Origin of the sequence: Nonomuraea antimicrobica (genome assembly GCF_039536965.1) — a bacterium.
Classification (GTDB): Bacteria; Actinomycetota; Actinomycetes; order Streptosporangiales; family Streptosporangiaceae; genus Nonomuraea; species Nonomuraea antimicrobica.
The window spans coordinates 1-21,004 of the sequence record NZ_BAAAZP010000150.1 but is presented as its reverse complement, the minus strand read 5'-3'; the positions used below and the strand labels follow the sequence as shown (position 1 = coordinate 21,004).

General features: G+C 73.1%; 18 protein-coding genes. 9 read left to right on the top strand and 9 right to left on the bottom strand.

Going from position 1 to position 21,004, the window contains the following annotated elements:
* Positions 1–95 precede the first annotated feature (95 nt).
* From ABD844_RS37525 to ABD844_RS37510, 4 genes are all read right to left on the bottom strand, one after another.
* Positions 96–545, bottom strand: a complete 450-nt coding sequence (locus ABD844_RS37525; RefSeq protein ID WP_344888961.1) for an ATP-binding protein — start codon at positions 543–545, stop codon at positions 96–98.
* A 70-nt stretch (positions 546–615) separates the two neighbouring features.
* On the bottom strand, positions 616–1,773 hold the full coding sequence (locus ABD844_RS37520) for a glycosyltransferase family 4 protein (RefSeq protein WP_344888958.1): 1,158 nt from the start codon (positions 1,771–1,773) through the stop codon (positions 616–618).
* A complete protein-coding gene (locus ABD844_RS37515) occupies positions 1,697–2,836 on the bottom strand; it encodes an SGNH/GDSL hydrolase family protein (RefSeq protein WP_344888955.1) in 1,140 nt (379 codons plus the stop codon). Before ABD844_RS37515 ends, ABD844_RS37520 begins: the two co-directional genes overlap by 77 nt.
* Positions 2,833–3,948, bottom strand: coding sequence for a glycosyltransferase (locus ABD844_RS37510; RefSeq protein WP_344888952.1), 1,116 nt, complete (start codon positions 3,946–3,948; stop codon positions 2,833–2,835). Before ABD844_RS37510 ends, ABD844_RS37515 begins: the two co-directional genes overlap by 4 nt.
* A gap of 213 nt (positions 3,949–4,161) precedes the next feature.
* Here ABD844_RS37510 and ABD844_RS37505 point away from each other — a divergent pair, with 213 nt between their 5' ends.
* The 5 genes from ABD844_RS37505 to ABD844_RS37485 all read left to right on the top strand — a co-directional run bounded on the left by ABD844_RS37505 (position 4,162) and on the right by ABD844_RS37485 (position 10,372).
* The gene (locus ABD844_RS37505; RefSeq protein ID WP_344888949.1) at positions 4,162–5,979 is read left to right on the top strand and encodes a glycoside hydrolase family 15 protein; all 1,818 of its coding nucleotides are present in this window, start codon (positions 4,162–4,164) and stop codon (positions 5,977–5,979) included.
* 120 nt (positions 5,980–6,099) lie between these two features.
* Positions 6,100–8,133: a SpoIIE family protein phosphatase gene (locus ABD844_RS37500; protein WP_344888946.1), complete on the top strand. Its 2,034-nt coding sequence runs from the start codon at positions 6,100–6,102 to the stop codon at positions 8,131–8,133.
* Positions 8,134–8,223: 90 nt separating this feature from the next.
* Positions 8,224–8,658: a GNAT family N-acetyltransferase gene (locus tag ABD844_RS37495; RefSeq protein WP_344888943.1), complete on the top strand. Its 435-nt coding sequence runs from the start codon at positions 8,224–8,226 to the stop codon at positions 8,656–8,658.
* A 213-nt stretch (positions 8,659–8,871) separates the two neighbouring features.
* Positions 8,872–9,300 carry a hypothetical protein gene (locus ABD844_RS37490; protein WP_344888941.1) on the top strand — a complete coding sequence of 143 codons (429 nt, stop codon included), beginning with the start codon at positions 8,872–8,874 and terminating at the stop codon, positions 9,298–9,300.
* Between the two features lie 148 nt (positions 9,301–9,448).
* Positions 9,449–10,372, top strand: a complete 924-nt coding sequence (locus tag ABD844_RS37485; protein ID WP_344888938.1) for a LysR family transcriptional regulator — start codon at positions 9,449–9,451, stop codon at positions 10,370–10,372.
* A gap of 91 nt (positions 10,373–10,463) precedes the next feature.
* Here the strand turns inward: ABD844_RS37485 and ABD844_RS37480 are convergent, their stop codons facing one another.
* From ABD844_RS37480 to ABD844_RS37460, 5 genes are all read right to left on the bottom strand, one after another.
* Complete coding sequence (locus ABD844_RS37480; protein ID WP_344888935.1) at positions 10,464–12,662, bottom strand: xanthine dehydrogenase family protein molybdopterin-binding subunit; 2,199 nt, start codon at positions 12,660–12,662, stop codon at positions 10,464–10,466.
* A complete protein-coding gene (locus tag ABD844_RS37475; RefSeq protein WP_344888932.1) occupies positions 12,659–13,642 on the bottom strand; it encodes an FAD binding domain-containing protein in 984 nt (327 codons plus the stop codon). Before ABD844_RS37475 ends, ABD844_RS37480 begins: the two co-directional genes overlap by 4 nt.
* A complete protein-coding gene (locus ABD844_RS37470; protein WP_344888929.1) occupies positions 13,639–14,253 on the bottom strand; it encodes a (2Fe-2S)-binding protein in 615 nt (204 codons plus the stop codon). Before ABD844_RS37470 ends, ABD844_RS37475 begins: the two co-directional genes overlap by 4 nt.
* A gap of 191 nt (positions 14,254–14,444) precedes the next feature.
* Complete coding sequence (locus tag ABD844_RS37465; protein ID WP_344888926.1) at positions 14,445–15,743, bottom strand: aspartyl protease family protein; 1,299 nt, start codon at positions 15,741–15,743, stop codon at positions 14,445–14,447.
* 175 nt (positions 15,744–15,918) lie between these two features.
* The gene (locus ABD844_RS37460; protein WP_344888923.1) at positions 15,919–17,211 is read right to left on the bottom strand and encodes a DNA-3-methyladenine glycosylase 2 family protein; all 1,293 of its coding nucleotides are present in this window, start codon (positions 17,209–17,211) and stop codon (positions 15,919–15,921) included.
* Positions 17,212–17,324: 113 nt separating this feature from the next.
* Between ABD844_RS37460 and ABD844_RS37455 the strand changes: the two genes are divergently transcribed.
* The 4 genes from ABD844_RS37455 to ABD844_RS37440 all read left to right on the top strand — a co-directional run.
* A complete protein-coding gene (locus tag ABD844_RS37455; RefSeq protein WP_344888920.1) occupies positions 17,325–18,500 on the top strand; it encodes an MFS transporter in 1,176 nt (391 codons plus the stop codon).
* Between the two features lie 272 nt (positions 18,501–18,772).
* Positions 18,773–19,921, top strand: a complete 1,149-nt coding sequence (locus tag ABD844_RS37450) for an inositol-3-phosphate synthase (RefSeq protein ID WP_344888917.1) — start codon at positions 18,773–18,775, stop codon at positions 19,919–19,921.
* On the top strand, positions 19,918–20,808 hold the full coding sequence (locus tag ABD844_RS37445) for a sugar phosphate isomerase/epimerase family protein (RefSeq protein WP_344888914.1): 891 nt from the start codon (positions 19,918–19,920) through the stop codon (positions 20,806–20,808). The genes ABD844_RS37450 and ABD844_RS37445 overlap by 4 nt, the downstream gene beginning before the upstream one ends.
* Positions 20,805–21,004, top strand: a 200-nt coding sequence (locus tag ABD844_RS37440) for a hypothetical protein (protein WP_344888911.1), incomplete at its 3' end; no start/stop codon positions are given. The genes ABD844_RS37445 and ABD844_RS37440, both read left to right, overlap by 4 nt.

Below are 21,004 nucleotides of genomic sequence, written 5' to 3'. Positions count from 1 at the left end.
GCGTGCGCGGTAGGAGGCGCGCATGAGGGCGTGCGCGGGAGGGCCCGCGCATGAGGGGGTGCCCGGGAGCTGGTGCGGAGGAGGGGGTGCGCGGGTCAGGCCCGTTGCATCCGGCGGTTCGTCCGCTGGTCGGGGTGGGACGCGTGGCCGGAGGCGGTGGGGGCCATCTGGACGTGCAGGCGCAGCAGCGAGCCCGAGTCCGTCCGTTCGAGCTCGACGCCGTCGCACAGGTGCTGGATCAGCCACAGGCCGTAACCCCGCGCCCCGGCCGGGTCGACCACGGCCGCGGCCAGGTGGTCGTGGGTCAGCCGGTCGGCGACGTCGAGCACCTCCACCACGATCCGGCCGCCGGTGTTGCGCGCGGTGACGGTGCCCGCCCCGCCGCCGTGGTCGAGCACGTTGGTGACGGCCTCGTTCACCGCCAGCACCAGCTCCTCCAGCCGGTGGCCGGGCAGCCCGCTGTGGCGGCCGTGCAGGCGCACCAGGTCTCGGATGAGGCCGAGTTCGGCCGTGATGGCACAACGCAGTTCGAAGTCGAAAACCATGATCGTCTCGCCCGTCGAGGGCTCGGGAGGTGTCCGCGGGCCCTCTTGCAGCTTTCCCCGCGGGAGATCGTCAAACGCCTCCCGCCAGATCCGGTCTCCTCTCGGGCGCGGGTGGGGCGGGTGGTGGGGCGGGGATCGCCAGGATGTCGCGGTAGTGGGCGAGCAGTTCCTCGCACAGCACCGGCCAGGCGCGTCCCTCGACCGACGCCCTGGCGTGCCGGGACATGCGGGCGCGCAGAGCGGCGTCCCCGGCGAGCCGGGCCACGGCGGCGCGCAGCGACGAGGTGTCGTCCGGCGCGTACAGGAGCCCGTTCACCTCCGGCCGCACCAGGTCGAGCGGCCCGCCCGCGGCCGGAGCGACCACGGGGACGCCCGAGGCGAGCGCCTCCTGCACGGCCTGGCAGAACGTCTCGTCGCTGCCCGTGTGCACGAACACGTCGAACGACGCCACCGCCCGCGCCAGGTCCACCCCGGTACGCAGGCCCAGGAACTCCGCCTCAGGCAGCAACCGGCGCAGCCCTTTCTCCGACGGCCCCGCCCCGACGACGGCCAGCCGGACCCCGGGCAGCCCCGCGACCGCCGCCAGCCGGTGCACCTGCTTCTCGGCCGCCAGCCGCCCCGCGTACCCCACGACCACCTCTCCGCCCGGGGCGAGCCGGTGGCGCAGCCGTTCGCAGCGGCGGCTCGGGTGGAACCGCTCCAGGTCGACCCCGCGCCCCCACAACGCCAGCCGGGGGATGCCACGGGCGGACAGCTCCCGCAGCGTCGCCCTGGACGGCGCCAGGGTGCGGGCGGCCCGGCGGTGGAGGCGGCGCAGCCACGACCAGATGATCCGGCCGGCCACGCCCATTCCGTACCGGCGGGCGAACCCCGCCAGGTCGGTCTGGAACACCGCGACCACCGGAACGCCCAGCCGGTGAGCCGCCGTCGCCCCCGCCGCGCCCAGGACGGCGGGGGAGGCCAGATGCACGATGTCGGGCTTGAACGCGGCCAGCACACCCCTGATCCGCCCGCCGAGCAGCCCGACGGAGACGGAGCGGTAGAACGGCAGGGCGAGACCGGGGATCGGATGGACGGGGAAACCGGCGTAGGCGGGCGGCGCGCCGGCGGGCGCGAGCACGATCGCCTCGTGCCCGCCGGCGGCCAGGTGGTCAAGGATGTGGCAGACCGAGTTGGTGACCCCGTTCACCTGCGGCAGGAACGACTCGGCCACGATGGCGACCCTCATGTCCTGGTTCATCCCTGCCGTGGTCGACTCGTGGCTCACCAGCAGGTACCGGGCAGGCGAATTCCACGTCAACGAGGTCCGCGTCGGCGAGTTCCAGGTCAACGGGGGCGGTCCGCGACGCCGTGGCAGCGTGCACGGCTGGGTCCACGGCAGCGTCCACGGCTGGGTCCCCGGCTGGGTCCGGTCCGCGGCGGTACTCGTCGGCGACGAGGCGGGCGAAGGCGGGCAGGAAGTCCAGGCAGCGCCGGGCCAGCCAGGCCGTGCCCGCCGTGGCCAGCCAGAACGCGCTCGCCCACGCCGACGGCTCCGGCTCGGCCGGCTCGGGGTCCGGCAGGCGTACGGCCAGGCCGCGGGCCGCCAGCTCGGCGGCGAACAGGCGGGCGAGGTGGCGGTGGCCGCGTTCGCCGGGGTGCAGCCGGTCGACGCCCCACATGCGGCGCTCGTACAGGGCGGGTTGACAGGCGAGGTCGAGGTGGACGGTGCCGTGGCGGGCGGCGGGTCCGGCCACGGCGTCGTTGATCGCGCGGGCGCGGCGGGCCAGCGGGCGGTGCAGCGCCCCGGGCAGGCGCAGCATCAGGCCGGGGTCGGGCAGCGTGCACGTGAGGACGACGGCGGACGTCTCGCTCAGCCTGGCCAGCAGGTGCGCGTAGTCGGCGGCGAAGACGTCCTGGTCGAAGTCGCCGCGCAGGGTGTCGTTCACGCCGACGAGGACGGTGGCCACCGTCGGGCGTAACTCCAGGGCGCGGGGGAGCTGGTCGCGTACGACGTCGGCCACGCGGGCGCCGCAGACCGCGTAGTTGCCCAGCTCGACCCGCCCCGAGGGGGCCAGGGACTCGGCCAGCAGCCCGGCCCAGCCCCGGCCGCGCACGGGATCGCCCATCCCCACGGTCACCGAGTCACCCAGCGCCGCCACCCGGATCACCCCCGTCTCGGCGGGGAGATCCACGCGGGTCCCGGGCAGGTCGGGGCTGCGCACGTCAGGACGGCCCGTCACCCCTCCGCCGGGGCGGCGGGTCCCGGGCCGGTGTTCGCCGGGCAGGCGGGTCTTCGGTGTGCCCGTCATCGGGGCCTCGCAGGGGTGCGGGTGAGGCCGTGCGCGGCGAGGAAGCCCTCGACCGCCGATCCCCAGCCGTACCGTTCCGCCTGGGCGCGGGCCGCCGCCCGGCGCGGGGGATCCGACGGGGCCAGGAGCCGGCGCACCGCGTCCGCGTACGCGGCGGGGTCGTCCGCCACCGCCACCCCCGCGTCCCCGACCACCTCGGGCAGGGCGCTGTCGCGGCTCACCACGACCGGGGTGCCGCTGGCCAGAGCCTCCAGCGCGGCCAGCCCGAACGTCTCCACCGGCCCCGGCGCGATGGCCACGTCGGCGGTCGCCAGCAGCGCGGCCAGCCGGTCCCGGTCCGGGACGTGGCCGAGGAACACCACCGGCAGTCCCTCCGCCCGCCGTTCCATCGAGCGTCTCAGCGGACCGTCACCGGCGACGACCAGGACGGCGGGCACCCCCGCCCGGTGCAGCTCGGCCAGCGCCAGCACGGAGCGGTCGGGCCGCTTCTCCGGGTACAGCCGGCCGCAGTGCACCAGCAGCGCCTCGTCGCCGCGGGTGAGCCGCGAGCGGAGCCCGGCGTCGTACCGGCCGGGGCCGAACGCGGTGAGGTCCACGCCGAGCGGCACCCGGACCACGTTCGCCGCCCCGAGCCGGCGGAACTCGGCCTCGGCCCAGCCGGTCGTGCAGACCACGGTGTCGAAGTGGGCGGCGGTGGCCCGGTTGAGCGCGTCCGCGAGCCGGGCGGGCGCGTGGTAGAGGCGGAGCAGGCCGGACAGGCTCTCGTGCGAGACCATGACCGACGGCACGCCCGCGGCGCGCGCCCAGGCGCCGGTCCAGCGCAGGGTGCTGCGGTCAGACACCTCCAGCCGGTCGGGACGCAGCTCTTCCAGCAGCCGCCGCAGCGGGCGGCGGGCGGCGATGACCCGGTAGCCGCCGAGCCCGGGTACGAGGGGGCCCGGCACGGTGATGAGGCGCCCGGCCGGCGTCTCCTCCTCGCGGGCCCGCTCGCCGGGCACGACCAGTACGGGTTCGTGGCCCGACGCCGCGTAACCGGCGCCGAGCTCGTCGAGGGCGACCCGCAGGCCGCCGGACGAAGGGGTGACGAAGTTCGCCAGCCGTACGATGCGCATGTCAGGTTGGTTGCCGCGCGGGTGACCTCGTTCGCTAATGACGAATGAAGCGCCTCCTAATCCTGTGCGACATCCTGTGCGGCGGACAGGCGCTGGAGGCACGGGCGACGCCCGGCGCGCGTCACAGGGCCCCGGCCGCGCATCGGCGAAGATCTGCGGCCCTTTGACGTCCGCAAGAGCCTACAAGTCCCCTGACCTGCGTAAATTGGGGACATGCAGGCATACGGCGGCGACTCCCGATACCTGCCGATCGGGGAGCACGGGCTGATCGGCGATCTGCGGACCGTCGCGCTCGTGGGCACCAACGGCACGATCGACTGGTACTGCTGCCCGCGCTTCGACGCCCCCAGCGTCTTCGCCTCCATCCTGGACGCCGACCGGGGCGGCTTCTTCGAGCTGTGCGCCGACACCAACGCCACGACCAAGCAGTTCTACTTCCCCGACACCAACGTGCTGATCACCCGCTTCTTCTCCGACGACGGGGTGGGCGAGATCCAGGACTTCATGCCGATCTCCGGCGACCCGCGCGAGGTCGACCGGCACCGGGTCATCCGCAGGGTCTCCTGCGTACGCGGCGCGCTCCCGTTCCACGCCCGCGTGGCCCCGCGCTTCGACTACGCCAGGCAGCCCCACACCGTGCACCGCGTCGACTCCAGCCTCGCCTTCGAGTCGCCGTCACTGTCGCTCGCCCTGACGGCCACCGTGCCCCTGGAGACGGACGGCCGCGACGCCTGGGGGGACTTCGAGCTGAAGGAGGGCGAGTACGAGGTGTTCGCCCTCGACCGGGTCGGCGACGGGGTCGCGCCGCGCGGCTGCCCGATGGAGGAGGCGGAGCAGGAGTTCGCCGACACCGTGCGGTACTGGCGCCGGTGGCTGTCGGCCTCCCGCTACCGGGGCCGCTGGCGGGAGGTCGTGCACCGGTCGGCACTCACGCTGAAGCTGCTCACGTACGCCCCGACCGGCGGCATCGTGGCCGCCCCCACCACGAGCCTGCCGGAGCGGCTCAAGGGCGTGCGCAACTGGGACTACCGCTACGTCTGGGTGCGCGACGCGGCGTTCTGCGTCTACGCCCTGCTCCGGCTGGGCTTCACGGAGGAGGCCGAGGCGTTCATGGGCTTCCTGGAGGAGCACGTACGACTCGGCCACAACGGCCACACCGCGCCCCTGCAGATCATGTACGGCATCGACGGCCGCGCCGACCTGCCCGAACACGAGCTGACCCACCTGGAGGGCCACCGCGGCTCGGCCCCGGTGCGCATCGGCAACGCCGCCGCGGACCAGCTCCAGCTCGACATCTACGGCGCGCTCATCGACTCCGTCTACCTCTACAACAAGTGGGGCGACCCCATCTCCAGCGACCGCTGGAACGAGGTGTGCACGCTGGTCGACTGGGTGTGCGAGAACTGGGACCAGCCCGACGAGGGCATCTGGGAGACCCGCGGCGGGCGCAAGAACTTCGTCTACTCGCGGCTGATGTGCTGGGTGGCCATCGAGCGCGCCATGCGCATGGCCCGCCAGCGCGGGCTGCCCGCGGACATCCCCCGCTGGCGGGGCACCCGCGACAGGATCTACTGCGACATCATGCGGCACGGCTGGTCGGAGCGCGTGGGGGCGTTCGTGCAGCACTTCGACGAGGACGTGCTGGACGCCTCGGTCCTGATGATGCCGCTGGCCAAGTTCGTCTCGCCGACGGACCCGAAGTGGCTGTCCACCCTCGACGCGCTCGGCGAGGGGCTGGTGTCGGACTCGCTGGTGTACCGCTACGACCCCGAGGCCAGTCCCGACGGGCTGGAGGGGCCGGAGGGCACGTTCTCGATCTGCTCCTTCTGGTACGTCGAGGCCCTGGCCCGCGCCGGGCGCGTGGACGAGGCCAGGCTGGCGTTCGAGAAGATGCTGACCTACGCCAACCACCTGGGCCTGTACGCCGAGGAGATCGGGCACAACGGCGAGCAGCTCGGCAACTTCCCGCAGGCCATCACCCACCTGGCCCTCATCAGCGCGGCCTTCAACCTCGACCAGGCGCTCGGGTGACGGCGGGTCCTGTCCGGAAACCGGCAAGGTGGCATATGTCCTGGCAAGGGTTGGTCAAGGGAGAATCATCCCAGGTCAGCGTGGCTATCCTGACCTGATGGAGCCGTTCGGAGCACGGGCATGACCACGACCGTACCCGGCGCCACGCCGGGCGGCGCGGGGGCGACGATTCCGGCGGTCATCGTGATCAACGCCGAGGGGGTCGTGATCGGCTGGACCCCGGCCGCGGAGGAGCTGTCCGGGTACCGCGCCGCCGACGTGCTCGGGCGTCCCAGCGCGATGCTCCTCCTGCCCGGCCAGGACCGGCTCTGGGCCGGGCGGCTCGGCGACCGGGAGCACTGGACCGGCCCGGCCGAGCTGCTGCACCGCGACGGGCGGCGGCTGCTGGTCCGCGCCGAGGGGACCCGGCTGGAGACGGCGTGGGCGGGCGACGCCTGGCTGCTGGCGGCCTTCCCCGCCGCCACCGACCTCGCCGGAGGCACCGGCTCCCTGCTGGAGACGCTCATCGACCGCCTGCCCGTCGCCATGTCCATCTGGGACCGCGACCTGCGCTGCGTCTGGCACAACGCCGAGGCCGGGAGCCTCAGAGGCGTCTACCCCCACTACCGGGTCGGCAGCCTGCTGACCGAGCCTGTCGCGGGGGTCGACACCCGGGTGGCCGTGGAGACCGTGCGCGAGGTGCTCGCGGGCGACGAGCCCGTGATCGACCGCGAGACCCGCTGGGCCGCGGCCGACGGGAGCGGGGAGCGTACGCTGTCGGTCTCGCTCTTCCGGCTGGACGGCGTTGACGGCAGCCCGCTCGGCGTGTGCTCGCTGGCCCTCGACATCAGCCACAGCAGGGCCCGCGACCGCCTGGTCCTGCTCCGCGAGGCCAGCACCCGGATCGGCAGCACGCTCGACGTCAGGAAGACCGCGCAGGAGCTGGCCGACCTGGCCGTCCCGGTGCTGGCCGACTACGTCTCGGTCGATCTCGCCGAGGCGGTGCTGCCCGGCACCGAGCCGCTGCAGCGGCTGCCCGCCACGCCGGAGAGCATCCCGGTGTTCCGCCGGGCGGGCGTGGCCTCGGTGCACGAGGGGATCCCCGAGTCGCTCTGGCCCATCGGGAACGCGGTCTTCGTGCCGCCGTCCTCGCCGTTCACCGCGGTGCTGGCCTCAGGGGAGTCGCACTTCGAGCCGGTGCTCGACACCTCGGCCGGCACCTGGCTCGACCTGGACCCCGACCGGGCCCGCATCATCCACGGCACCGGCATGCACACGCTGATCATCGTCCCGATCAGGGCCCGCGGCGAGCTGCTGGGCGTCACGGTGTTCGTCCGCAACGAGAACCCGACGCCGTTCAACAGGGACGACCTGGTGCTCGCCGAGGAGCTGGTCGCCCGCGCCGCGCTGAGCCTGGACAACGCCCGCCGGTACACCCGCGAACGCACCGCCGCCCTCGCGCTCCAGCGCAGCCTGCTGCCGCATCGGCCGAACGGCGGCGGCGCCGTCGAGGTGGCCTCGCGCTACCTGCCCTCCGACAGGCACGAGGGCGTCGGCGGCGACTGGTTCGACGCGATCTCGCTGCGCGACGGCCGGGTGGCGCTGGTCGTCGGCGACGTGATCGGGCACGGCATCGGCGCCGCGGCCACCATGGGCCGCCTGCGTACGGCCGTGCGCACGCTGGCGTACGTCGGCCTGCCCCCGCACGAGCTGCTCGCCGGGCTGGACGACCTGGTGGTCCGCCTGGGCGAGGAGGACGACGTCGGCGGCCTGCAGTTCGACGCCACGGGCGCCACCTGCGTGTACGCGGTCTACGACCCGGTCACCCGGTGCTGCACCATGGCCGGGGCCGGGCACCCGCCGCCCGCGCTCGTGCACCCCGACGGCGAGGTCACCTTCGCCGGCCTGCCCAGCGGCACCCCGATCGGGGTGGGGCTGGGCTGCTTCCAGTCCCTCGACGTCGAGCTGCCCCCCGGCACCGTGATCGCCCTGTACACCGACGGCCTGATCGAGACCCGCGAGGCCGACCTGGACGCCGGCATGAAGCGGCTCGGCGCGGCCCTGGCCCGCGCGCCGCGGCCGCTGGAGCGCCTGTGCTCCTCCGTGATCGGGGACATCGTCGGCGACGCCACGGCCGAGGACGACATCGCCCTCCTGGTGGCCCGCACCCGATGAGGCCGCGCGGCCCGCTCCCGGACGGGGCTTCGAGGGCCGCTCGGGCATTCGACTGGGGAGGGCGTGGGCTGGGATACTCTGCGGATGCGGATGGATGATCTCGAACCCGACAAAACCCTCCTGGACTTGCAGCACGCCGCCTACGCCGTGGAGGCGGCCCTCATCCGAGACGACCGCATTCCACCCCTGCACGAGTCGCTCGACGAGCTCCTCGCCGCCCCTCTCGCGTGGCGGGGCGCGTTCGACGACGACGGCACGCTGGTCGGTGCGGTGGCGTGGACGGAGACCGAGGACCTGGTCGACATCGACCGCCTCGTCGTCGACCCTCGCGCGCACCGGCGGGGCATCGGGCGGACATTGGTCGGCGAGCTGCTCGGCAGAGCCGGTGAGAGGACGACCGTCGTCTCGACCGGTCGCGACAACGTGCCCGCGCGGACCCTGTACGAGCGGTTCGGCTTCACCAGGATCGAGGATGTCGAGGTGATCGCCGGCCTGTGGATCACCAGGTACGAACGTCACGGGTAATCCGTCGCCGTCGGGTTGTCACAGGTCAGGCGCCTGCCAGGCTCGGCCGAGACCGTTGCGGTCACGCAACGCGACCGACCTGCCCAGTGCTCTGATCGCTGATGCCGCAGAATGTGTCGTGTGGAGCGTCGGTTTCAGGATCCAGGTCAGCGTTTGTGGCATTTCGCCAAGGAGATTTGGGTTCGGTGCCCGCGCTGTGACGGGCGTGCGCTGGTGGCCGTACATCCTGATCATCGCGACGGGCACGCGTACGCCGTGGGCTGGCTGACCGCGCCGCATCGGCTGACCTGCACCGGGTGCTCCCACAGCGGCGAATGGACGCCGCGGCCATGGCGCAGTGGTGCGGGGGACTCGTACTTCAGCGGCAGGGGCGTGCTCGCCGTGCCGGCGCTCGGCGGGCCCGACGACCCCTACTTCGGGCTGCCGCTGTGGTTCAGGCGGCCCTGCCGCGGGCGGGTGTTGTGGGCCTACAACCTGCCCCATCTGGAGTTGCTGGAGGCGTACGTGGCCGCGTCGCTGCGGGACCGGCCACGGCCGGCCGGGTCACAGACCCTGCTGGAACGGCTGCCCGCGTGGATGAAGTCGGCCGGGAACCGGGCGGAGGTGCTCGCGGCGATCCGCGCTCTGCGCGACACGGCGTGAATGGCGGGAGACGGACCGGCATACCCGTGAGGTATCGCGTCGGTCCTCAGCGGACCTGGCGGCAGGAGAGCGGGGCAGGTGATGATCGGGCTTTGTGGCGTGCGCCGCCGCGGAGCCCTTCCGCGCGTGGCTTCATGGGAAGGAAGGTGTGCGCACGGTGGTGGAGCTGCGCGAGATCGAGGTCTTCCTCGTCCTGGTCGAAGAGCTGCACTTCGGCCGCACGGCGGAGCGGCTGCGGCTGTCGCCGTCCCGGATCAGCCAGACCGTGCGTGTGCTGGAGCGGCGGGTCGACGGGCGCCTGTTCGAGCGCACCAGCCGCAAGGTGGTCCTCACCCCGCTCGGGCAGCGGCTGAGCGACGGGTTGCGCACGCCGTTCGAGGAGATCCACCGGGTGATGCGCTCGCTCGGCGAAGTCGGCGAAGTTGGCGGCGAGGTGAGGATCAGCGTCGCCAACCGGGTCTGTGCGGGCCCGTTGTTCATCGAGATCCTGAAGACCTTCGAGACCACCCATCCGGACTGCCGGACGGTGGTCCGCGAGGAGACCACACTCGACGGCCTCGACCGGCTGAGAAGGCGCGAGGCCGACGTCATGATCGCCTGGCAGCCCATGGGGCAGGCCGACATGACCGTCGGGCCGGTTGTCAGCCGCCAGTCGCGTGTCCTGCTGGTCCGTCGCGATCACCACCTGGTCCGGCGGGGATACGCCATCGTGGAGGACCTGGCGGAATGCGACCTCCCCGACGGGGGCGGTGTCCCCACGGCCACCCTTGACGCCTTCATGCCGCCCACCACGCCCAGCGGTCGCCCGATCAGGCGGAGGTATGCGCAGACCACGCTGACAGAGGCGGTGTGGCGCATCGCCATGGGCCTCATGGCGCATCCCACCGTGGAGACCTCGCCCCAGTTCTACGACCATCCCGACATCGTCGCGCTGCCGTTGCAGGGCCTGCCGCCGCTGGAGAGCGCCCTGATCTGGGCCACCGGCCGGGAGACACCGCTGATTCACGCCTTCGCCCAGGCCGTCACGGAGGTGCGCCGACGATCCGCCGCCGCGATCGACGGGGCGACGTGAATCGACGTCTCGTGACGCCCGTGCGGGCGTGGCCGGATCTCCGCTGATCGACTCATCCGGGGCTGGACCGCCAGGCGCATCGTCGGCGCACTCACTCCCGCGGCCCCAGCAGGAGATCGGGAGTGATCGGCAACTGGCGTACGCGGCGGCCGGTCGCGTGGTGGACGGCGTTGGCGATCGCCGCCACCGTGCCGGTTCCGGTCACTTCGCCCATGCCTCTGGCGCCCAGGGCGCTCGCGTCAAGGGCGGGCTTGTCTACGAAGATCACGTCGATGTCGGGGACGTCGGCCTCGACCGGGACCAGGTAGCCGGCGAGGTTGGCGGTGACGACGCGGCCCAGCCGCCGGTCGACGAGGGTGTGCTCGGTGAGCGCCATGCCGATGCCCCAGATCATCCCGCCGATGGCCTGGCTCCGGGCCGTCTTGGGGTTCAGCACCCGGCCCACGTCCACCGCGCCGACCAGGCGGGTGACGCGCACCTCGCCGGTGACCGTGCTGACGTGCACCTCGGCGAAGACCGCGCCGTACGATCCGCCCGCCTGGCCGGCGAGATCGGCGTTCCCCTGCGCCTCGACCGGCGAGCCGTGCCGGGCCAGCACGTCACGGTAGGTCTCCCCGCGCCGCGGCCTGGCCTTGAGGAAGAGCCGGTCGTCCGCGGTCTCGACCGCGTCGGAGGCGGCGCCGTACAGCGGTGAGCGCGGGTCGGCGATCGCGATCCCGATCACCTTCTCCCGGGCCGCCCGGCCGGCCTCCCGCACGGCGGTGCCGACGGTCACGGCGGTGGTGGAACCGCTGGAGGACGCGGCGGGCGGCAGGCGGGTGTCGCCGAGACGGGGCCGTACGGACGACGGGCGCATGCCGAGCGCGTCGGCGGCGATCTGCGTCATGATCGTGTAAGTGCCGGTGCCGATGTCCTGCGTCCCCGAGCGGACGAACGCCCGCCCGTCCGTGCCGATCTCCACCGAGGCCTGCGCGATCATCCCGTGCCAGTTGTGGAAGGAACCCGCCATTCCCGTGCCCACCAGCATCTCGCCCGCGCGCGTTGAGCCCGGCTCCGGCTTGCGGCGCCGCCAGCCGAACCGCTCGGCGCCGAGCTCGTAGCACTCGCGCAGGTACCGGGTCTGCCGCGCGCCGGTCGCCGGGTCGCGGTCGGTGTAGTTGGCCAGCCTGAGCGCGATGGGATCGACGCCCAGCTCCAGGCTCAGCTCGTCCAGCGCCATCTCCAGCACCTCGTTGGTCGGGCCGGAGGGCGGCCGGGTGGCGATGGTGGTGCCGAGGTTCACCTCGACCAGCTCTGTGCTCACCCGCAGGTTCGGGCACGCGTAGACGGACTGAGGCGAGGCGATCACCGTGAAGTTGATCAGGTCGTGGGACGCGGTGTGCGAGATGACGTGGTGGGTGAGCCCGGTGAGCCTGCCGTCCTTTGCCGCGCCGAGCTGGACACGCTGCACCGATTCCGGTCGATGGCCGCAGGAGGTGTACATCTGCGCCCGGGTGAGCACGAGCTTCACCGGGCGGCCGACCGCCCTGGCCACGGCCGCGGTCAGGTAGGTGTGCGGCCACACGAAGCCCTTGCAGCCGAAACCACCGCCCAGGAAGGGGACGACGACCCTGACCCGTTCCCTGGGCATGCCCAGCATCTGCGCCACGACCTCCTGGGTGAACGACATCGACTGGGTCGACTCATAGAGAGTGAGGTCGTCGCCCTCCCAGACCGCCAGCGTCGCCGAAGGCTCGATCGGGTTGTGATGGTTGATCGACGTCGAGTACTCCGCCTCGATGCGGACCTCGGCCCGGTCGAGCCCGTCCCCGGGGTCGCCCCTCTCCAACTGGACCACTCCCGGCACGGTCGTCGGGGGCGCGTAGGCCCGGTCGAGATTCGCCCGGAGGCCGATGATCGGCGACTCGACGTCGTAGCCGACCTCGACCAGGGCCGCGGCGTGCCGCGCCTGCTCGGGGGTGCCCGCCACCACCATGGCGAGGTGCTGCCCGCCGTACCGGATCGTGTCGTCCTGCATGGGGACCAGCGACTGGCCATGAGGGAAGGTGTAGCCGTCCGGCCGGTAGGCGAAGCGCGGGAGGTTCTCGTGGGTGTAGACGCCGAGCACGCCGGGCGCCGACAGGGCCGCACGCGTGTCGATGGCCCTGATCCTTCCGCTCGCGATCGTGCTCTGCACGAGCACGGCATGCGTGAGCCCGGCCACCGTCTGGTCGGCGGCGTACCGCGCCGTGCCGGTCACCTTGTCGCGGCCGTCCACACGGTTGAGCGGCCTGCCCACGGACTGCGTCATCGCTTCCCTCCGATCCTCGCGAGCACGTCGGCGAGCGTGCGCCGGACCAACTCGACCTTGAAGCCGTTGTGCTCGCGGGGAACCGCCCCCCGGACCGCCGCCTCCGCCGCGGCTTCCAGCACGTCCGGATCCAGCCGCCGGCCGCGCACGGCCGCCTCCGCCTCCACGGCCCGCCACGGCCGGGGCGCGACCCCGCCCAGCGCGATGCGGGCCTCGCGTACGGCGTCGCCGTCCATGTCGAGCGACACGGCCACCGAGACCAGCGCGAACTCGAACGATGCCCGGTCACGTACCTTGCGGTAGCCGGATCGTGACCGCGTCAGGCCGGACGGGATCTCCACGCCGACGATCAGCCCGCCGTGCGGCAGCGCGGTCTCGACGTGCGGGGTGGAGCCGGGCAGACGATAGAAATCGCCGATCGGGATCCGCCGTTCGCCCTGGGCTTCCCGGATCAGGATCGTGGCGTCGAGTGCCGTCAGTGCCACGGCCAGGTCGGAGGGATGCACCTTGATGCAGTGCTCGCTGCCGCCGAGGATGGCGTGCCACCGGTTCTCGCCCTCGGTCGCCGGACAGCCGCTGTCCGGGATGCGCGTATTGCAGGGCAGGGCGGCATCCCTGAAGTACCAGCAGCGGGTCCGCTGCATCAGGTTGCCGCCGACGCTGGCCATGTTGCGCACCTGCGCCGAGGCGCTGGCCGACAGGGCCTCGGACAGCACGGGCAGCCGGGTGCGGATCCGCGAGTCCCCGGCGACCGCCGCCATCGAGGTCAGCGCCCCGATCCTGACGGCGTCGCGGCCCCAGGCGATGCCGTCCGCCGGGACCGCGTTGACGTCCACCACGAGGTCGGGAGCGAGCAGGCCGTCCCGGATCAGATTGAGCGTCTCGGTCCCGCCCGCGATGTACACGGCCGTGGGGTCGCCCGAGGCCAGCGTGACCGCGTCGGCCTCGCTCGTGGCGCGGGCATACCTGAACGCCTTCACCTGCGTCCCTCCGCCACGTCGCTGATCGCGTCGACGATGTTGGGATAGGCGCTGCACCGGCACAGGTTGCCGCTCATGCGTTCGCGTATCTCGGCCCTGGATCGTGGACGTCCCTCGGCCAGCATCCCGACCGCGGACATGATCTGTCCCGGGGTGCAGAAACCGCACTGGAAGGCGTCCCGCTCGATGAACGCCACCTGCATCGGGTGCAGCCGCTCACCGCCTGCGAGCCCCTCGATCGTGGTGATCGCCGCGCCCGTCTGCATGATCGCCAGGGTCAGGCAGGACTTCGCGCGCCGCCCGTCGATCAGGACCGTGCACGCCCCGCACTCACCGTGGTCGCACCCCTTCTTCGTTCCGGTCAGTTGCAACCGGTCCCTTAGGGCGTCCAGCAGCGTGACCCTCGGCTCCACGGCCGTCTCGCGGATCGTGCCGTTGACCCGCAGGGACACCTCCACCTCACCTGGCCCGACCACCTCCGGTACGGCATGCGTGGCCGCCGCCGCAGGCCGCTGCCCGGCCGCCGGGACCACGGTCGCCCCGGCCGCCAGCACCGTACCCGCCACGATCACCTGCCGCCGGCTGACCTGTCCGTCCGCGTCTCCGCCCATGCCTGTCTCCCGTTCAGTCGGCGATCCCGGGGACGCGGTACCGCGTCGCCCCCGGTTCGTACTGTCCTCAACGGCGACGGTCGGGAACAACGGCGATCAGCTCAACGCAGCGGTGAGCATCACTAACGGATGGGGCCCGGCCTGCCGGCCGAACCGGTGCCCCAGGACCACGATCGGCTCGGCGATCGAGGTCACCCTCGGGCAATGGACAGGTGCATGCTTCGGTAGTCGAAGGTGATGGCGTACGGCTTGAAGAACTCGTGGGTGAAGTTGGCGATCAGGTCGAAGCCGAACCGTGCCGACTGTCCGGGTCCCGGGAAGCCGGGGAAGACCTTGTCGACCGCGTGCCCGGGCAGGTTGCGGCCGACCGCGCGGCCCAGGCTGATCCGCTCGGCCGTGATGCGGTAGAGCTTGATCCCGCCGGGCTGTTCGATCGGGTGGTCGCGATCCACGGTTATGCCGCCCGCCCTGTCGGCGATTTCGACCGTGGTGTCGAGCGCGACGCCGATGCCGCCGGTGTCGACGGTGACCATTCGCGGACCATGAGCGCCGAGGCTGCCCAGGGTGCAGGGGTAGTGGTCGCCCGCCAGCCACAGTGGCAGTCGGTCGACGATACGTGCCCGCGGTGCGGTCTCGGTCCTGGGCCTCAGGATCAGAGCCCGGCCGGCGTAGTCCATCGTGGTCAGGAAGTGGTAGAAGATCGTCGTTCCGAAGGCGCCCGCCGCCGGCGCGCCGTCCGGCAGCGGAGGCCGCTGCGCGTCGCTCCACTGCACCGGCAGGTTGCGGATCTCGACATTGCCGATCGTGAACGAGTCAAGGATGCCCAGCGATATGGTGATCGGCTGGTTGTTGGCCACCCCGCCGGACATGGTGGCCACCGCACGCAGGCCCGCCTCCTGCGCCATCTCCTTCGACAGGTCCAGGGTGGCGTAGGTGTCGAGCCAGAAGGTCCCGCGCCGGCCGTTCACGCTGGCCTCGACGGCGGGCACGGGGTCGAGTGCGGCGAAGGGAACGCGCGCGCCGTGCGCGCCGCGAAGCTGCCACGGAGTGCCGCTGATGTGGGAGTAGAGCTCGGTCAGCGCCTTCTCGCGCGGCTGGTCGACGCCCTTCAGCAGCGGCACCGCCTGGGCCGGCCGGTCCTGACGGACGAAGCACTCGGCCAGCCGCTGTGCCGAGGCGACGTCGCCGGGCTCCAGGTCGAGGGCTTTCGACAGTTGTCTCTCCGCCTCCTCGAAGCGGTTGGACAACAGTGCCATGTAGCCGAGCTGCGCCAGGGCCCGCGTGTCGCGCGGGTGCGCGCGCAGTCGGCGCCGGTAGCCGCGTTCGGCGGCGGCGAACCTGCCCGCCTTGAACAGCGCGTCGGGGTCGCCGTCCGCCTCGGCGGCGGCAGGAAGGGCGAACGCCGCCGGTGGAAGCACCGCTCCCGCGGCCACGGCCAGGCCCGTCCGCCGCAGGAACGCGCGCCGGTCGGGCAGGTGCAGATCAGTCATGCGTGGGCTCCTTGGTTCACTTTGCCCGCCGAATGCGGCGAGCGGGAGAAGCCAACACGCAAGCGCGTTTTCTCCGCGTTTCCCGACAAGGCTCCCGCGACTGCCATGGCTGATCACCGAGGGCATGGCGATCGCCCTCGCCTGTTCCCTTCCGATGAGCACGTGCGCCCGGCCGTCACCCGAGGCGGGGTTCCCCGCTCGCCTCGGCGAGCCACAGGCCGACAGTGGCGTAGGAACGCCATGGCCGCCACCGTTCGGGGTCGCCGCCGCCGAGCCGGTGCAACGCCCGTCGGGCGGTGAGGTCGGGGATGTAGACGTCAGGGTCGCCGAAGCCCCGTACGAGGACGTAACCGATCGTCCACCGGCCGATCCCCGGAATCTCGCCCAGCCTCCGGCGGGCCTCTTCCCGGTCGGCGTCCCGGCCCACCGTGAAGGGCGTGGGCGGGAACGTGTGGGTGATGGACCCCATCGGTGTGGTCAGAGGCTTGCCGCGTTCGCGGACCAGTGCGGCCAGGCGGGCGCGGGCCGTGCGGGAGCGCCGTCCGAGCATCATGCGGACCACGAGCTCGTCCGGATCCGGATGACCGGGTATCGCGGTCGCCGCCCAGGGCGGCAGCGTTTCTGCGATGGCGAGGCGGTCGGCGTCGAGGTCGAGCATGCGGCGGCAGCGTTGCACGGCCGCGGACAGGTCGCGCAGGTCGTCCAGGTGCAGCTCGCAGGCGACGTGGCCGGCACCGTCGCGCAGCGCGGCCACGCCGGCCCCGTGCGGCAGCGCGAGGGACCGCCGGTAGGTGGTGCCGTCGTATTCTTCGATGCCGGGCAGCGCGCGGGCACCCAGGTAGGCCAGCACCGCGGGCACGTCAAGGACTGGCCGGTAGGCCAGGCGCAGCACGATCGCGCCCGGCCCGCCGGCCGGGCGGCCGCGCAGCCGGGTCGGGGTGGCGCCGCACAACTGCCGGATGGTGTCGTTGAACTGGCGAATGCTCGCGAACCCGGCCGCGAAGGCGATGTCGGCGACCGGCAGGTCGGTGTTCTCCAGCAGCAGGCGCGCCGTCTGCACGCGGTGCGCCCTGGCCAGCGCCTGTGGCCCGGCCCCCACCTCGGCCACCAACTGGCGGTGCACCTGGCGCACGCTGTAGCCCAGGCGGGCGGCCAGCCCGGCGACGCCTTCGCGGTCCACCACCCCGTCGGCGATGAGCCGCACCGCGCGGCCGACGAGATCGGCGCGGGCGTTCCAGGCGGGTGAGCCCGGCGCGAGATCGGGACGGCAGCGTCTGCACGCGCGGAACCCGTCCACCTGTGCGGCGGCCGCGCTCGGGTAGAGGCGCATGTTCTGCGGTTTGGGCATGACGGCCGGGCAACTGGGGCGGCAGTAGATGCCGGTGGTGGTGACGGCGACGTAGAACCACCCGTCGAAGCGGGGGTCCCGGCTTTCCATCGCCGCACGGGCGGTCTCCGCGGAAATCATCGCCTCCAGGGTGCCATGCCGCGGCGGGGCGATCTGGCGGGCATCGGACGGCGACGGTCGGCGGCCGATGCCCGCCAGACACCCCGCACCCGCGGCGGCCAAGGTTCATCGGCATGCGTGTTCTTCGTTCCAGCGCCGACTTCCGCCTGCTCTGGCTGGGTTCGTCGCTGTCGCTCGTGGGCGACGGGATGACCTTCGTCGCCCTTACGTGGCTGGTGCTCGACCAGCCCGGCGGCACCGGGCGGCTCGGGCTGCTGACCGTCTGCCACACCCTGCCGGTGTTCGTCGGCGGGCTGCTGACCGGGCCGCTGCTGGACAGGTTCGACAAGCGCCATGTCCTGGCCGCCGACAGCCTCGTGCGTGGTGCCGCGATGGCGTCGATCCCGCTGGCCGCCGCGTTCGGGGAGGTCCCGCACGCCCTGCCGTACGTCGTGGCCGCCGTGTACGGGCTGTTCAAGATGGTGCCGCTGGCAGGGTTTCCCGCAGCCATCCCCGATCTGGTCGCGGAGAAGGATCGGGACGCCGCCAACGCGCTGGAGTCCATCAGCTTCAGCGTCGCCGGGATGGCCGGGCCGGCGCTCGGCGGGCTGCTCATCGGCTGGTTCGGCAGCGAGGCGGTGCTCGCCTTCGACGCGGCCACGTTCGTGGTCTTCGCCGCCGCCGCGCTGGCCGTGCGACGCCCCCTGCGCGCCGGTGAGCGGCCACATGCGCGCTCCGGGCGGTTGTCCCCGTTGCTGCGCGACCGCGTCCTGATCAGTACCACGCTCGCGTTCATGGCCTTCAACATCGCGACCGGGATGTTGCTGGTCACCGGCCCGTGGCTGGCCAAGACGCAGCTGGACGGCGGTGCTCAGGCCCTGGGCCTGCTGCTGGCGGCCCTGTCGATCGGCGAGCTGATCGGCTCCGTCCTGGCCGGCGCGCGACCGGCCGCATCGGGCGGGGTCGCGGGCAGGGTCACGGCCATCGCCGTCGTCCAGCTCCTGGCCGCGGCGGCGTTCCTGGCCGTGCAGGCCCTGCCGTACGCCGGGTTCCTGCTGGTGGGGCTGTTCAGCGCGCCCATGACCGTGTGGGCGCAGTCGCTGCGCATGCGGCGTATCCCGGCGCACCTGCGCGGCCGGGGCTTCGCGATCCTGCGCACCCTGATGCAGGCCACGCCACCCGCCGGCGCCGCCCTCGTCACACCGTTGCTGGAGGGAGGCCGGCTGCTCACGGCCGTCATGGTGATGGCCGCGCTGGCGGGCATCCCCGCACTGGCCCTTCTGGCAAGCCAACGCGCCGCCGACCGCTGACCCGAACGAGCCGTCGCGAAGACGTCTTCCCGCGGACTCTCCACGCCTGGCGTAACCGCCCCGTGCGCAGGACTTCAGACATCCTGCAGACGACTTCGGGTGGAACGGGTTTCGGTTCTGCCTTGAACGGTGGCCGTTTCGGGAGCATTTTAGTACAGAGTCTGATCATCTCTGTCCGATCATCCCCCCTACGCCGGCGCCCGGTGGCCGTCGGGATACCCGCCGCCCCACCCCATGGCGACGGCGGCCGGGCCGCGTATGAAGGAGACCACATGAGAACGGGAGCATGGCTGATCGGGGCCCGCGGATCGGTCGCCGTCACCAGCGTGATCGGGGCGCTGGCCGTGCGGGCGGGGCTGGCCGAGCCGACCGGGTGCGTGCTGGAGTCGCCCGGCCTGCGCGACCGCGTCCTGCCCGGCATCGGCGACCTCGTCTTCGGCGGCCACGATGTCACCTCGGTCCCGCTGGACAAGAAGGCCGCGGAACTGGCCACGGCGGGAGTCGTGCCCGCGGCGCTCGCCAGCGCCGTGCAGAACGATTTGCCCGCCGTCGAGCGGCGCGTACGGCCGCTGCCCGCCGCCGCGACCCAGGCCGCCACGGCCCAGGCGATCGCCGCCGACCTCGACCTCTTCCGCGACCGGCACGACCTGGACCGCGTCGTGGTCGTCAACGTCTCCACCACCGAGCCCGCCCCGCCGCCGCACCCGGCCCACGCCTCGCTCGGCGCGCTGCGGGCCGCGCTGGAGGGCCGGGAGCCGGTGCTGCCACCCAGCTCGCTGGCCGCCTACGCGGCCTTCCAGGCCGGCTGCCCGTACGTGGACTTCACCCCCTCGATGGGCGCCCGCCTGCCCGCGCTCGACGAGCTGGCCCGCGAGCGCGGGCTGCCGTACGGAGGGCACGACGGCAAGACGGGGGAGACGCTGGTCAAGTCGGTGCTCGCGCCGATGTTCGCCCAGCGCAACCTCAAGGTGCGCACCTGGTCGGGCATCAATCTGCTGGGCGGCGGCGACGGCGCCAACCTGGCCAGGCCCGGCGCGAACGCGGCCAAGGCGGCCAGCAAGCAGCGCGTGCTGGCCGAGACGCTCGGCTATGCGCCGCAGGGCGAGACCCGCATCGACTACCTGGAGGACCTCGGCGACTTCAAGACCGCCTGGGACCTCGTCACGTTCGAGGGCTTCCTCGGGACCGCGATGCGCATGGAGTTCACCTGGCACGGCTGCGACTCGGCGCTGGCCGCGCCCCTGATCCTCGACCTGGCCCGGCTGACCGCCGCCGCCCACCGCGCGGGCCGCTCGGGGCCGGTGCCCGAGCTGGCGTTCTTCTTCAAGGACCCCCTGGGGCATGTCCCGCACGGGCTGGCCGAGCAGTGGCGGGCCCTGAACGACCTCGTCGCCGCCATCGGCACGGGGGACGCGCCGTGACACCCGCGCCGATCAGGTTCGGCTACGGCACCAACGGCTTCGCCAACCACCGCCTCGCCGACGCCCTCCAGGTCATCGCCGACCTCGGCTACCAGGGCGTCGCGCTCACCCTCGACCACCACCACCTCGACCCGTACGCCGACGGCCTGGCCCGGCGGGTGGCCAGGCTCGCCGACCGGCTGCGCGCCCTCGGGCTGGCCGTCGTCGTCGAGACCGGCGCCCGCTACCTGCTCGACCCCCGCCGCAAGCACGCCCCCACGCTGCTCGACGACGACCGCGCCAAGCGGGTCGCCTTCCTGCGCCTGGCCGTCGCGATCGGCGCGGACCTCGGGGCGGAGGCGGTGTCGTTCTGGTCCGGGGTGCGCCCGGCCCACGTGCCGCCGGAGTCGGCCTGGCGGCGGCTGGTGGCGGGCTGCGCGCAGGTGCTGGAGGGCGCCGACGGGCCGCCGCTGGGCTTCGAGCCCGAGCCGGGGATGCTGGTGGACACGATCGCCGGGTGGCACGCGCTGCGCCGGGAGCTGGGGGCGCCGGACCGGTTCGGGCTCACCCTCGACGTCGGGCACTGCCGCTGCAACGAGCGGGACCCGGTGCCCGCGTGCGTGGCGGCGGTGGCGCCGTACCTGGTCAACGTGCAGATCGACGACATGCGGCGGGGCACGCACGAGCATCTGGAGTTCGGCGAGGGTGAGATCGACTTCCCGCCCGTGCTGCGCGCCCTCGCCGAGTCGGGCTACCGCGGGCTAGTGGCCGTCGAGCTGCCGCGCCACTCGCACGCGGCCCCCGACGTCGCCGCCCGGTCCCTGGCCTTCCTCCGCCGGGCCGAGCAGGAGGCCCTGCTGGAGCCCGTAACCCTGGGCTCCGGCGCGTGGGAAGGGGGCGGCTCGTGACGGCCGGGCGGTTACGCGCCGCGCTGGAGAGCACCCCGCACTGGGCGTGGCTGGAGGAGGCGCTGGCCGAACCCGGCCGGATCGCGCGCTCGTTCGCCGCCGCGGGACGGCGCACCAGCAGGGCCCCGCTGCCGGGAACGCCCGGCTGGACGACCGACGAGGCGGCGCTGGCGCTGCTGCTGGCCGCGCTCCCGCC